The organism is Paeniglutamicibacter sp. MACA_103, from assembly GCF_045798555.1.
GTDB lineage: Bacteria > Actinomycetota > Actinomycetes > Actinomycetales > Micrococcaceae > Paeniglutamicibacter.
The window spans coordinates 1-12104 of sequence record NZ_JBIXLN010000038.1 but is presented as its reverse complement, the minus strand read 5'-3'; the positions used below and the strand labels follow the sequence as shown (position 1 = coordinate 12104).

13 protein-coding genes are annotated in these 12104 nt (G+C 68.7%); 12 read left to right on the top strand and 1 reads right to left on the bottom strand.

The genetic code is table 11. From position 1 onward, the window contains the following. The 12 genes from tilS (at position 1) to panC (ending at position 10802) form a co-directional block, all read left to right on the top strand. On the top strand, positions 1–1050 hold the full coding sequence (tilS, locus tag ACIPVK_RS16515; protein ID WP_407613069.1) for a tRNA lysidine(34) synthetase TilS: 1050 nt from the start codon (positions 1–3) through the stop codon (positions 1048–1050). A gap of 154 nt (positions 1051–1204) precedes the next feature. Then, positions 1205–1756 carry a hypoxanthine phosphoribosyltransferase gene (gene hpt, locus ACIPVK_RS16510; protein ID WP_264270984.1) on the top strand — a complete coding sequence of 184 codons (552 nt, stop codon included), beginning with the start codon at positions 1205–1207 and terminating at the stop codon, positions 1754–1756. A 232-nt stretch (positions 1757–1988) separates the two neighbouring features. Then, complete coding sequence (ftsH, locus tag ACIPVK_RS16505) at positions 1989–3944, top strand: ATP-dependent zinc metalloprotease FtsH (RefSeq protein ID WP_407613068.1); 1956 nt, start codon at positions 1989–1991, stop codon at positions 3942–3944. 31 nt (positions 3945–3975) lie between these two features. Beyond that, positions 3976–4587 (top strand): GTP cyclohydrolase I FolE, encoded by a 612-nt coding sequence (gene folE / locus ACIPVK_RS16500; RefSeq protein WP_407613067.1) that lies wholly within the window; start codon positions 3976–3978, stop codon positions 4585–4587. Positions 4588–4596: 9 nt separating this feature from the next. Continuing rightward, positions 4597–5514, top strand: a complete 918-nt coding sequence (gene folP, locus ACIPVK_RS16495) for a dihydropteroate synthase (protein ID WP_407613066.1) — start codon at positions 4597–4599, stop codon at positions 5512–5514. 16 nt (positions 5515–5530) lie between these two features. Next, positions 5531–5899, top strand: a complete 369-nt coding sequence (folB, locus tag ACIPVK_RS16490; protein WP_407613065.1) for a dihydroneopterin aldolase — start codon at positions 5531–5533, stop codon at positions 5897–5899. Positions 5900–5904: 5 nt separating this feature from the next. Next, positions 5905–6396 carry a 2-amino-4-hydroxy-6-hydroxymethyldihydropteridine diphosphokinase gene (folK, locus tag ACIPVK_RS16485; protein WP_407613064.1) on the top strand — a complete coding sequence of 164 codons (492 nt, stop codon included), beginning with the start codon at positions 5905–5907 and terminating at the stop codon, positions 6394–6396. A gap of 4 nt (positions 6397–6400) precedes the next feature. Beyond that, a complete protein-coding gene (locus ACIPVK_RS16480; RefSeq protein ID WP_407613063.1) occupies positions 6401–6901 on the top strand; it encodes a DUF3180 domain-containing protein in 501 nt (166 codons plus the stop codon). After that, the gene (locus ACIPVK_RS16475) at positions 6882–7394 is read left to right on the top strand and encodes a PH domain-containing protein (RefSeq protein ID WP_407613062.1); all 513 of its coding nucleotides are present in this window, start codon (positions 6882–6884) and stop codon (positions 7392–7394) included. Before ACIPVK_RS16480 ends, ACIPVK_RS16475 begins: the two co-directional genes overlap by 20 nt. After that, positions 7391–8938, top strand: coding sequence for a PH domain-containing protein (locus ACIPVK_RS16470; RefSeq protein ID WP_407613061.1), 1548 nt, complete (start codon positions 7391–7393; stop codon positions 8936–8938). Before ACIPVK_RS16475 ends, ACIPVK_RS16470 begins: the two co-directional genes overlap by 4 nt. After that, positions 8935–9831, top strand: a complete 897-nt coding sequence (locus ACIPVK_RS16465) for a Rossmann-like and DUF2520 domain-containing protein (protein WP_407613060.1) — start codon at positions 8935–8937, stop codon at positions 9829–9831. Before ACIPVK_RS16470 ends, ACIPVK_RS16465 begins: the two co-directional genes overlap by 4 nt. Positions 9832–9866: 35 nt before the next feature. Next, positions 9867–10802, top strand: a complete 936-nt coding sequence (gene panC / locus ACIPVK_RS16460; protein ID WP_407613059.1) for a pantoate--beta-alanine ligase — start codon at positions 9867–9869, stop codon at positions 10800–10802. A 19-nt stretch (positions 10803–10821) separates the two neighbouring features. On the opposite strand, the gene ACIPVK_RS16455 is transcribed toward panC, so the two are convergent. Beyond that, the gene (locus ACIPVK_RS16455; RefSeq protein ID WP_407613058.1) at positions 10822–11838 is read right to left on the bottom strand and encodes an NAD(P)H-dependent flavin oxidoreductase; all 1017 of its coding nucleotides are present in this window, start codon (positions 11836–11838) and stop codon (positions 10822–10824) included. Between the last annotated feature and the right edge of the window lie 266 nt (positions 11839–12104).

Sequence of the window (12104 nt, the reverse complement as noted above, 5' to 3'; positions counted from 1 at the left end):
ATGGGCGGGAAGCTGCCGCACGTTTTGGCCGAGGCCCGCAACGCGATCCGTGCCATGGTGCCGCCGGGCGGCAAGGTGCTGGTGGCCTGCAGCGGCGGCGCCGACTCGCTGGCCCTGGCGGCCGCCGCGGCGTTCCTGCACCGCAAGAAGGAGATCGACGCCGGGGCCGTCATCGTGGACCACGGGATGCAGCCGGGCAGCACCGAGGTGGCGCACCGGGCCGCGGCCCAATGCCGGGACCTGGGCCTCGACGAGGTGCTGGTGCTCCAGGTCCGGGTGGACGGCGGCAGCGAACAGGCCGCCCGCACCGCGCGCTATGCGGCCCTGGGGCAGGCCATGGAGCAAACCGGCGCTGACCACGTGCTGCTCGGACACACCCGGGACGACCAGGCCGAACAGGTTTTGCTGGGGCTGGCCCGCGGCTCCGGGACGCTCTCGTTGGCCGGGATGCCTGCCGCGCGCGGGCCCTACCTTCGCCCGCTGCTGGGCCTGGGGCGGGCCGATGTCGAATCGATCTGCCGCCACGAGGGGCTTGAGTACTGGAGCGACCCGACCAACACCGATCCGCGCTACCTGCGCAACCGGGTGCGCCATGAACTCATGCCGGTGCTGCGGAACGTGCTGGGGGACCACGTCCCCGCCGCGCTGGCCCGTACCGCCGCGCTGGCCCGCGCCGACGCCGAATACCTCGACGAGCTGGCCGCGGGCGCGCTGCACGCGGCCATCCTCGCCGCACCGGCGGCCGCCGAAGGGCCGGGTCCCGGGACCGCGCCCACAGTGTGCACCCTGGACCTTGCCCGCCTGCGTGCCATGCCCGAACCGATGCGCTCCCGCGCGCTGCGCCTGGCCGTGGCGCGTTTGGGAGCACCGGCACCGGACTTCGAACGCCTGGCGGCCCTCGGCGCCCTGGTGCTCGACTCCAAGTCCGCTGGCCCGATCCAGCTCGAGGGCCCGGTGTTTGCCACCCGCATCGCCGGGGCCCGGCTGCCGGCCGGTGCGGTTCCGGCCCTGCGGCTGGACGCCACGGCCCTGCGGCACGGCGGGGCGTGAGAATTGCCTCACAGTTGCGGGGCCGCTTGCCGCCAAGTCGCGGCAACATGGGAGTGCCATGCTCCCCACCGCAGGCAAGACTGTGGCACTCTAGTTCGTGGGTAGAAAGCCCCCTTCGACCGGTATATCGCCGACCCCAGAACCAGGAGCCCTCGTGGATTCGAAAGATGTCAGCGCCGATTTGGCGCATGTCCTCTACACCAAGGAAGAAATCCAGGCCAAGATCAATGAGCTTGCCGCCCGGATCGACGCCGACTACGAAGGCCGGGACATCCTGGTTGTCGGCGTCCTCAAGGGCGCCGTGATGGTCATGGCGGACCTCGTCCGCGCGCTGCACTCCCACGTGACCATGGACTGGATGGCCGTCTCCTCCTACGGTTCGGGCACCCAGTCCTCCGGCGTCGTGCGCATCCTCAAGGACCTCGACACCGACCTTTTGGGCAAGGACGTGCTGATCGTCGAGGACATCATCGACTCCGGCCTGACCCTGTCCTGGCTGCTGGCCAACCTGCACTCCCGCGGCCCGGCCTCGGTGGAAATCTGCACCCTGCTGCGCAAGCCCGAGGCCGCGAAGGTGGAAATCGACGTGAAGTACGTCGGCATGGAGATCCCCAACGAATTCGTCGTCGGCTACGGCCTGGACTTCGATGAGAAGTACCGCAACCTGGACTTCATCGGCACCCTGGCGCCGCACGTCTACCAGTAGCGCGCGGCACCCGCCGCAGCCGCATCCTTCGGGGTGCGCCATGGCCGTTTCCGGTTCCCCGGGGGCGGCCATCGGCGTTCTTACGCCCAAAGGGGAACTTACCGCCAAGCCCATCCGTGGGTACACATGAGGGCGTTTACTTAATTAACGTGTAGCAAGATGCCGGCGTCGCCCAGGCGCCCGGGCCGACAAGGGCCTGAAAGCAGGAGGGATGGGGCGGGACCCCCAATCAATGAACGCGAAAAAGATCTTTAACAGCTGGATCGTCTGGGTGCTCCTGGGCGCCGCGGTGCTGCTGATTTTCCTGCCGACGCTTTTGAACGGCAATTCCGGGCGCATCGACACTTCCGTTGGCATGCAATTGCTCAAGGACGACAAGGTCTCCGAGGCGAAGATCTTCGACGGCGAGCAGCGCGTCGACCTGACGCTGAAGAACCCGCTGAACATCGACGGTGCGGACAAGGGCAAGAACGTCTCGTTCTTCTACTCCCAGCCGCGCGGCACCCAGGTGGTGGACGCGGTGAACGAGGCCAACCTCTCCGGCTACACCGACCAGCCCGTGCAAAGCAACTGGTTCACCTCCATGCTCGGCTTCATGATCCCGATGATCCTGATCGTGGGCCTGTTCTGGTTCATCCTTTCCCGTTCGCAGGGCGGCGGATCCAAGGTCATGCAGTTCGGCAAGTCCAAGGCCAAGCTGATCACCAAGGACATGCCGCAGGTGACCTTCGCCGACGTTGCAGGTGCCGAGGAGGCCGTGGAGGAGCTCCACGAAATCAAGGAATTCCTGCGCGAACCGGGCAAGTTCCAGGCCGTCGGCGCCAAGATCCCCAAGGGCGTGCTGCTCTACGGCCCTCCGGGCACCGGCAAGACGCTGCTGGCCAAGGCCGTGGCCGGCGAGGCAGGCGTCCCCTTCTACTCGATCTCCGGCTCGGACTTCGTGGAAATGTTCGTCGGCGTGGGCGCCTCGCGCGTCCGTGACCTCTTCGAGCAGGCCAAGACCAATTCCCCCGCCATCATCTTCGTCGATGAGATCGACGCCGTGGGACGCCACCGCGGCGCCGGCATCGGCGGCGGCAACGATGAGCGCGAACAGACCCTGAACCAGCTGCTGGTCGAGATGGACGGCTTCGACGCGACCACCAACGTCATCCTGATCGCCGCGACCAACCGCGCGGACGTGCTTGACCCGGCGCTGCTGCGCCCGGGCCGCTTTGACCGCCAGATCCCGGTGGAGGCACCGGACATGATCGGACGCGAACATATCCTCAAGGTCCACGCCCAGGGCAAGCCGATGGCCACCAACGTGGACCTGAAGGCAGTGGCCAAGAAGACCCCCGGCTACACCGGCGCCGATTTGGCCAACGTGCTCAACGAGGCCGCGCTGCTCACCGCGCGCTCCAACGCCCAGCTGATCGACGACCGCGCCCTGGACGAGGCCATCGACCGCGTCATGGCCGGCCCGCAGAAGCGCAGCCGGTTGATGAAGGAACACGAACGCAAGATCACCGCGTACCACGAGGGCGGACACGCCCTGGTGGCAGCGGCCATGCGCCAGACCGCCCCGGTCACCAAGGTCACCATCCTGCCGCGCGGCCGGGCCCTGGGCTACACCATGGTGGTGCCCGACGACGACAAGTACTCGGTGACCCGCAACGAGCTGCTGGACCAGATGGCCTACGCCATGGGCGGGCGCGTGGCCGAGGAAATCGTCTTCCACGACCCCTCCACCGGTGCCTCCAACGACATCGAGAAGGCCACCGCCACGGCGCGCAAGATGGTCACCGACTACGGCATGTCCGAGCGCGTGGGCGCCGTGAAGCTGGGTTCCTCCTCCGGGGACGCCATGTACGGGCAGGCCTCCAGCCGCGACTACTCCGAGACCATGGCCAACGTGGTCGACGAAGAGGTCCGCGCGCTGATCGACACCGCGCACGACGAGGCCTACGCAGCGCTGACCGAGAACCGCCACGTGCTTGACCGCCTGGCCCTCGCGCTGCTCGAGCACGAGACGCTGAACCAGAAGGAGATCGAGGAGATCTTCCACGACCTCACCAAGCGCCCCGAGCGCGAGGTCTGGCTGAGCAAGGACACCCGCCCGGTGCACACCGCCGGACCGGTCCTCTCCGCGAAGGAAATCGCCGCCGATGCCGCCGCCGCCACTTCAAGCGACGTCACCGGCGAGTAACCCATCGCACGCACACGCTAGGATCTGAAGGGTGAACGAGATCGATCAGTTTGAAGATGACAACGCCCAGGGCGTCGGCGGCGTGGACCTGCTCCGCATCGAAAACGCGGTGCGCGAGATCCTCCACGCCATCGGCGAGGACCCTTTCCGCGACGGGTTGGTGGAGACGCCCAAGCGCGTGGCCAAGGCCTACGCGGAGTTCTTTGCCGGGCTCCACCAGGACCCGGCCGACCACCTGAGCACGACCTTCGACATCGAACATGACGAGCTGGTCCTGGTCAAGGACATCCCGTTCTACTCCACCTGCGAACACCACCTGGTGCCGTTCCACGGCACCGCACACGTCGGCTACATCCCCGGCCCCGAAGGCAAGGTCACGGGCCTGAGCAAGCTGGCCCGCCTGGTGGAGGTGTTCGCCCGCCGCCCGCAGGTCCAGGAGCGGTTGACCACCCAGATCGTCGATTCGCTCATGGAGCACCTGAGCCCGCGCGGCGCCATCGTCGTGGTCGAATGCGAACACATGTGCATGTCCATGCGGGGCGTCCGCAAGCCGGGCGCCAAGACCGTCACCAGCGCCGTGCGTGGCCAGCTCCGCGAGCCGGCCACCCGCGCAGAGGCCATGAGCCTTATCCTCGGAAAGTAGGTAACCCCCATGTCACTTGGAGCAATCCCCGGAACCGGCCCGGCCACCAGCCCGCTGCCGGTCATCAAGAAGATCACGGCCCGCACCCTGGCCGACCTGCCCGCCGACCGCACGCTGGTCATGGGCATCCTGAACATCACCGAGGATTCCTTTTCGGACGGCGGGAAGTACACCAACACCGACGACGCCATCTCCCACGGCCTGCGCATGTACTACGGCGGGGCGGACATCATCGACGTCGGCGGGGAATCCACCCGCCCCGGGGCCGCCTCCGTGGACCCCGCCGAGGAGCAGGCCCGCATCCTTCCGGTCATCAAGGCGCTGGCCAAGGCCGGGGCGATCATCTCGGTCGACACCATGCACACCTCCACGGCCCGCGCGGCCCTGGAGGCGGGCGCCCACATCATCAACGACGTCTCCGGGCTGACCCACGAGCCGGACATGCCCGCGCTCATGGCCGAGACCGGCGCCCCCTACGTGCTGATGCACCGTCGCGGGGACGCCTCCACCATGGTCACCGAGGCCAACTACACCGACGTGGTCTCCGAGGTCATCGAGGAGATGCTCGCGCTGCGCGAGACGTTCGTGGCCGCCGGGGTCGCCCCCGAGCAGCTGATCCTGGACCCGGGACTGGGCTTCGCCAAGGACCACGAGCACAACTGGGAGCTGCTCAACGCGCTTGGGCGCTTCACCGCGCTGGGCCACCGCGTCCTGGTGGGCACCAGCCGCAAGCGCTTCCTGGGCGCCCTGCTGACCGTCGATTCCAAGCCCGCGGACCCGACCCAGCGCGACGCCGCCACCGCGGCGACCAGCGCGCTGGCCGCGGCCAACGGCGCCTGGGGCGTGCGAGTGCACGACGTGCCCTCGAACCTGGACGCCATCAAGGTCGCCCACGCCTGGTCCGCGGCCCGCGTCCCGGCTCTCTAGGAAGCGGGGCGGGACCATGCGCAGCGACACCATCACCCTGGCGGGCATCACCGCGATCGGGCACCACGGCGTCTTCGAGCATGAGAAGCGCGATGGGCAGCCCTTCACCCTCGACGTCGTCCTGCACACCGACATCCGCAAGGCCGCGGCCAGCGACAACGTCGCGGACACCGCGCACTACGGGGAACTCGGCGAACTGGTGGTGGCCCAGATCCAGGACGGGCCCTGGGACCTGATCGAGACGCTGGCGGAGAAGACCGCCGCGGCGATCCTGGCGTCCTTCGGCACCGTCACCGGGGTGGAGGTCATCGTGCACAAGCCCAAGGCCCCGATCACCGTGACTTTCTCCGACGTCACCATCCACATTTACCGCGAACGGGAGTGAGCCGAATGGTTTCCTGCATCCTTGCCCTGGGGTCGAACCTGGGCGAACGTGCCGGAACGCTGCAGGCCGCCGTCACCGCCCTGGCCGCCACCGCGGGCATCACGGTGGAGCGCGTCTCGGACACCGCGGTGACCAAGCCCGTGGGCGGGCCCGCCGGGCAGCCCGACTTCCTGAACCTGGTGCTGCGTGTCACCACCACCCTGGCACCGCTTGAACTGCTGGCGGCGTGCCAGGAGATCGAGGCGGCGCACCACCGCACCCGTGAGGTGCGCTGGGGGCCGCGCACCCTTGACATCGACGTGATCACCTACGGGGATGAAACCAGCGAAGACCCGGTGCTGACCCTGCCGCACCCGCGGGCCGCGGAACGTGGCTTCGTGTTGCTGCCGTGGTCCTGGATGGAACCGGAGGCCGAGCTGGCGGGGAAGCCGGTGGCAGAGCTGGCCGCCGCCGCGTCCGACACCCCGGGCATCAAACGTGCCGAAGCGGGGGCCTAGGTCGATGAACTCGCTGCGTCCCCTCTGGGTCTTCACGGTGCTGGTGGTTGGCGTCGTCGCCGGCTACGCCCTGCAGATCATTGCGGCCAACCGCGGCTACCCGGTGCCCGTGCTGCACTGGACCTCGCTGGTGTCCATGGGGGCGGCCTGCGTGATCACCCTGGTCATGGGCATCCGCATCAAGCTGTTCACCTCCGGGCGGAGCAAGAAGCGCGTAAACGGAATCGCCGCGGCCCGCACCCTGGTGCTGGCCCAGGCCAGCGTGTATGCCGGCTCCACTATCGCCGGATGGCACGGCGGGATCCTTCTGGGCCTGCTCACGGCCGGCGCAATGGGCAGTGCGGCGGTGAAATCATCCTTGGTGATGATCGGCGGGGCGCTGGTGATGGTTATCGTGGGATGGGTTGTGGAACAGTTCTGCAAGCTGCCCCCGGAAGATCCCTCGGATCCGGCGGCCAAGAGCGAGGGCAAGGACGATCAAGGCTATGCCGCAGGAACCAATTGACCCGGCAGGAATCCACTGGAGCAGGGTGTCCCCGAGCTACGCGAAGGTCCGCATGGTGGGTTGGGCAGTCGGCGCGCTGGTGACGCTGGCGGTGCTGTGCGTGCCGTTGGTGCTTGTGCTGGCCGAGGTGTGGAGCGGATTTCCGCTCTGGCTGGCCATCGCCGCCCCCGCGCTCGTCCTGGTGATCGAGATCCTGCGCCTGGTGCTGATCCCGCGGCAGGTTGCCGCGATCGGCTACGCCGAACGCGAGGACGACCTGCTGGTGCGCCAGGGACTGATGTTCCAAAGGGTCCTGGTGGTTCCCTACGGCCGGATGCAATTCGTCGACGTGGCGGTGGGCCCGATCGACCGGATGCTGGGGTTGTGCAAGGTCAAGCTGCACACCGCCGCCGCGGACGCCACCGCGGAGATCCCCGGCCTGCCGATGGCCGAGGGCACGCGCCTGCGCGAGCAGCTTGCGGCCCGCGGCGAATCGCGTTTGGCCGGGCTGTGAACCCCGAACCGGCGCCGGCACCGGGACCCATCGGCCCGGAGGCGCCGTGGCACCGCGTCCACCCGGTCTCGCCCCTGGTGCGCGGCTGGCTCGCGGTCATCGCCATCGCCTTCGTCTACGGACAAAACACCCTTTCCTCCTTCTTCGGCGACGAGGAACCCGGCCGCGGGCCCGACTTCGTCTCCGGTGCCTCGCTGCTGGTCTCGCTGCTCATCGGCGGCGGCATCCTGGCGCTGATCCTGCTGGGCTTCTTCGGCTCCTGGTGGTTCACCAAGTACCAGATCACCGACCGCCACGTGAACGTGAATTCCGGCATGGTCTTCCGCCAGCAGCGCCAGGCCCGCATCGACAGGGTCCAGTCGATCGACATCGTCCAGCCGCTGGTCGCCCGCATCTTCGGGCTCGCCGAGCTGCGCTTCGACGTCGCCGACTCGGGCTCCGCCGCGATGAACCTGGCCTTCGTGAAGCTTTCCGAGGCCCACGAGCTGCGCAACGCCATCCTGGCCCGCGCCGCCGGGCTGCAGGCGGCACCCGTGCCCCCTGCACCCGCCGCCGCACCGGCCGGAGAGGCGGGCCCGGCGGACGCGCAGGTCCAGGATTCCGCTCCGGCCGCGGACGCCCCGCCGGCGCCGGGCGCCGCGGTGCCGCCCGCCTCCCTGGCAGCCAGCGAGCGCGTGGTCGCCAGCGTCCCGCTGGGCCGGCTCGTCGGCTCCATCCTGCTGCGCCCCTCCACCGTGTTCATGGTGCTGGGCGTCGTGGGGCTGGCCATCGGCATGTCGACCATCGACGGCTTCGCGCCGTTCTACCTGCTGCCGGCGCTGCTGGGCATGGCCGGCGCGCTGTGGAACAACCTCAACACCGGCTACAACTTCAAGGCGGCCACGAGCGCCGACGGGTTGCGCCTGGGTTACGGGCTGCTGGACACCCGCCACCAGACGGTGCCCCCGGGGCGGGTGCAGGCCATCAAGGTCTCCGCGCCCTTCCTCTGGCGGCGGCTGGGCTGGTACAAGGTCGCGGTGAACGTCGCGGGCATCGGGGGCGGGGCCGCCAACGACGCCGAGCAGCGCAGCGTGCTGCTGCCGGTGGGCACCTTCGAGGACGTGCTGGCGGTGCTCTCGGTGGTGCTGCCGGCCCCCGGCGTCGAGGCGCCGCGCGAATTCTTTGCCGCCGCCCTCAACGGCAGCGGCACCGAACACGGCTTCGTGGTTTCCCCGGCGAGGGTCCGCCCGCTCTCGCCCCTGGCGTACCGCCGACAGGGATACGCGCTGACCGACACCGCGCTGGTGGCACGCAACGGGGCGCTGCACCGCACCATCGCCATCGTTCCGCACGCCCGCACCCAGGGCCTTTCCCTGCGGCAGGGCCCGCTGGCGCGGCGCCTGGACGTGGTGGACCTGGCCCTGGCCACGATCCCGGGGCCCGTGGTGCCAATGGTGCGCCAGCTCGACATCGGCTCGGGCCGCGCATTGTTCCTGGAACAGGCAGACCGTGCCGCCGCGGCACGCAGGCAAACAGATTCAAACCACTGGCTGGGGGACGCATGAGGAACACGGGCAAGCCGGGACGGCTGGGGGTGGGCGTCATCGGCGCCGGCAAGGTCGGGGCCGTGTTGGGTGCCGCGTTGCGCGCCGCCGAGCACCAAGTCGTGGGCGTCCACGCCGTCTCCGAGGCCTCGCGCGAACGCGCCGAGCTGCTCCTGCCCGACGTGCCGGTGCTGGAAATCCCCGAGATCCTGCGCCGCGCCGAACTGGTCATCTTGGCGGTTCCCGACGACGCGTTGGCGGAGCTGGTCTCCGGGCTGGCCGCGGCCGGGCACTGGCAGGCCGGGCAGCTGGTGGTCCACACCGCCGGACGCTACGGCACCGAGGTGCTGGCCCCGGCAATGGCCGCAGGCGCCATCGGGCTGGCCATCCACCCGGCCATGACCTTCACCGGGATGAGCATGGACCTGGAGCGGCTCGGCGACTGCGTCTTCGGGGTTAGCGCCTCGAACATGGTCCTTCCCATCGCCCAGGCCCTCGTGGTGGAGATGGGCGGCGAGCCGGTTGTCATCGCCGAGGAGGACCGGGTGAAGTACCACGCGGCGCTGTCGCACGCCTCCAACCACCTGGTGACGATTGCCGGGCAGGCCGCCGGAATCCTGGCGGGCATCGGCGTCGAGCACCCCGAGCGGGTGCTCTCGGCACTCATGCGTGCCTCGCTGGAAAACGCGCTGGCTTCCGGGGAGGGAGCGTTGACCGGGCCGGTGGCCCGCGGGGACGTGCAGACCGTTGTGGCGCATCGGGCCGCCCTGGCCGGAGCGGACATCGGCGAGGACACCCGGGAGGGCTACCTGGCCATGAGCCGCGCGACCGCGTTGCGTGCCCATGCCCGAGGGTTGATCGACCGGCAGACCCTCGACGGGATCCTGGCCGCGCTGGACGCCCCGACACGGTAGGGCCGGCGGCGGAGCCCTGCGGATAAACTGGGCCGGTGAGCACATCAGCAGATTCCGCCGGCCGCACCCCCAGCATTGCCCGCACCGCGGCCGAGCTTTCGGCGGCGATTGCCCGGGCCCTCGAGACGGCGGCACCGGCGCAGGGCGCCGCGACCCTGGGGCTGGTGCCCACCATGGGGGCCCTGCACTCGGGACACGAGTCCCTGGTCTCCACCGCGCGGGGGCAAAACGACGTGCTGGTGGTCAGCGTCTTCGTCAATGAGCTGCAATTCAACGACGCGCAGGATTTCGCCAGGTACCCGCGAACCCTCGAGGCGGACGTGGCGATCCTGGCCCGGGCCGGCGCCGACATCGTCTTCGCCCCGGAGGCCGCAGAGGTCTACCCCGACGGCCGCCCGCTGATCAAGATCGATTCCGGTTTCCTGGGCTCGAAGTTCGAAGGGGCCTCGCGCCCCGGGCACTTCGACGGGATGCTCGCCGTCGTGGCCAAGCTGCTCCACTTTGCCATGCCGCCGGCAACGCTCGGGGTCCCCGTCTCCTACCGCGCCTACTTCGGACAGAAGGATGCGCAGCAGCTGGTGCTGATCAACCGCATGGTGGCGGATCTGAATTATCCGGTCGAGGTCCGTTCGGTGCCCATTATCCGCAGCGCCGAGGGCTTGGCCCTTTCCAGCCGGAACCAATTCCTCACCAAAGAGCAGGCCACGGCCGCGCTGGTGATCCACCGGGCACTGAGCCTGGTCAAGGAGCGGGCCGACCGCCACGAACCGCTGTACCTGGAGGACGCCGCGGGGCTCTTCGAGATGGAACCGCTGGTGGAGCTCGACTACTTCGAGCTGGTGGACCCGCGCACCTTGCAGGAGCTGGCCTTCAATTGCCAGGACACCCCGTTCACCGGCGAGGGCTTGCTGCTGGTGGCCGCGAAGGTCGGCGAGGTCCGGCTGATCGACAACATGACACTGGGCTACTGAGCCAACGGGTCCGATCCGCTCAGGAGGTGGACCAACGCCGGGCGGCCTGCTCGAGCACCGAACGGAAGCCGGCAAGGTCCGCAACGATCTCGGCGGCGCTTTGTCCGGCGGCCGAGAGGCCCGCCGACTGGCCGGCATAGATCGGCGCCAGGGAAGTATCGCCCTTAGCTCGGGCGTCGTCGACTTGCTTGGTCAGTGTGTCGTCCGCCCCCACGGCTGCCGCCAGTGCTTCGATGTCTTCGGCCCAGGTGTCGCTGAACTCGTTGCGCAGGGCGCGGCCGCCGTATTGAACCGGCCAGTCGATGCGCTGGGCGATGTCGAAGGCGCGGGTGTAAACGGTGTCGTCGATGTCGGCCGCCCCAATGGCCGCCTTGATATTTTGATGGCTCATGGATTCGGTGGCCGCAGCGAAGCGCGTGCCGATCCATGCGGCCGAAGCGCCCGCACCCAGGACGGCGGCGACCCCGGCTGCCGTGGCAAGGCCCCCGGCGGCAATGACCGGTTTGCCGGCCCTTTCCAAGGCCAGCTGGAGCAGGGGAAGCGTGGAGACTTCGTTGCGCCCGTGGCCCCCGCCTTCGTTCCCGCGGCAGATCACCACGTCGATGTCGTCCTCAAGGGCGCGGGAAAGTTCTGCTGCGTTCCCGACCTGCATTCCCACCAAGGACCCGGACTCATGTGCCAGGGCGGCGGCGGGGCCGGGATCGCCAAAGCTGATGCAGACAAAGGAAGGGCCATGAGCAAGCACGTGCTCGAGCGGTTCCAGGTTCTTCGCCAGGACCCAGGCCATGAGGCCGGCACCCCAGCCTCGACCAGAGGACGCGGCCAGTGGTGCTTCCCTGTCCATCCATTCCTTGGTGACATTGCCGCCGATCCCCAACATGCCGAAGCCGCCGGCTGCCGAAACTGCAGCGGCGAGCTCGCCACCGGCTGCCCCGGCCATCGGGGCATTGAAGATGGGCTCGGTGAAGCCGAGTATCTGCTGCAATGCGTTGACGGGCTGGTCACTGGACGATGCGTTTACTGGATGTGCAGGCATGTTTTCAGTCTATGACCGGCCCCGTGATGTTGCTGTGATGCAGCGCTCAATTGATGTTTCCCGCCGAATGGCCGGAAATTCAGCCCCCAACCAGGTTCCAGCCCCGTGTTCACGGGGTTCCTTGCCCCTCGGGTGCGCAGGTGGCAGCGGTTTGGACTTTCCGGCGGGATGCGCGTAGAGTTGTTTCTCGCACCGAGCACCGCAACGTAGCCCGAAAGGGTGAAACGCGAAGCCGATTGCAAAGAATTCCAAATGAACTTCGGAAG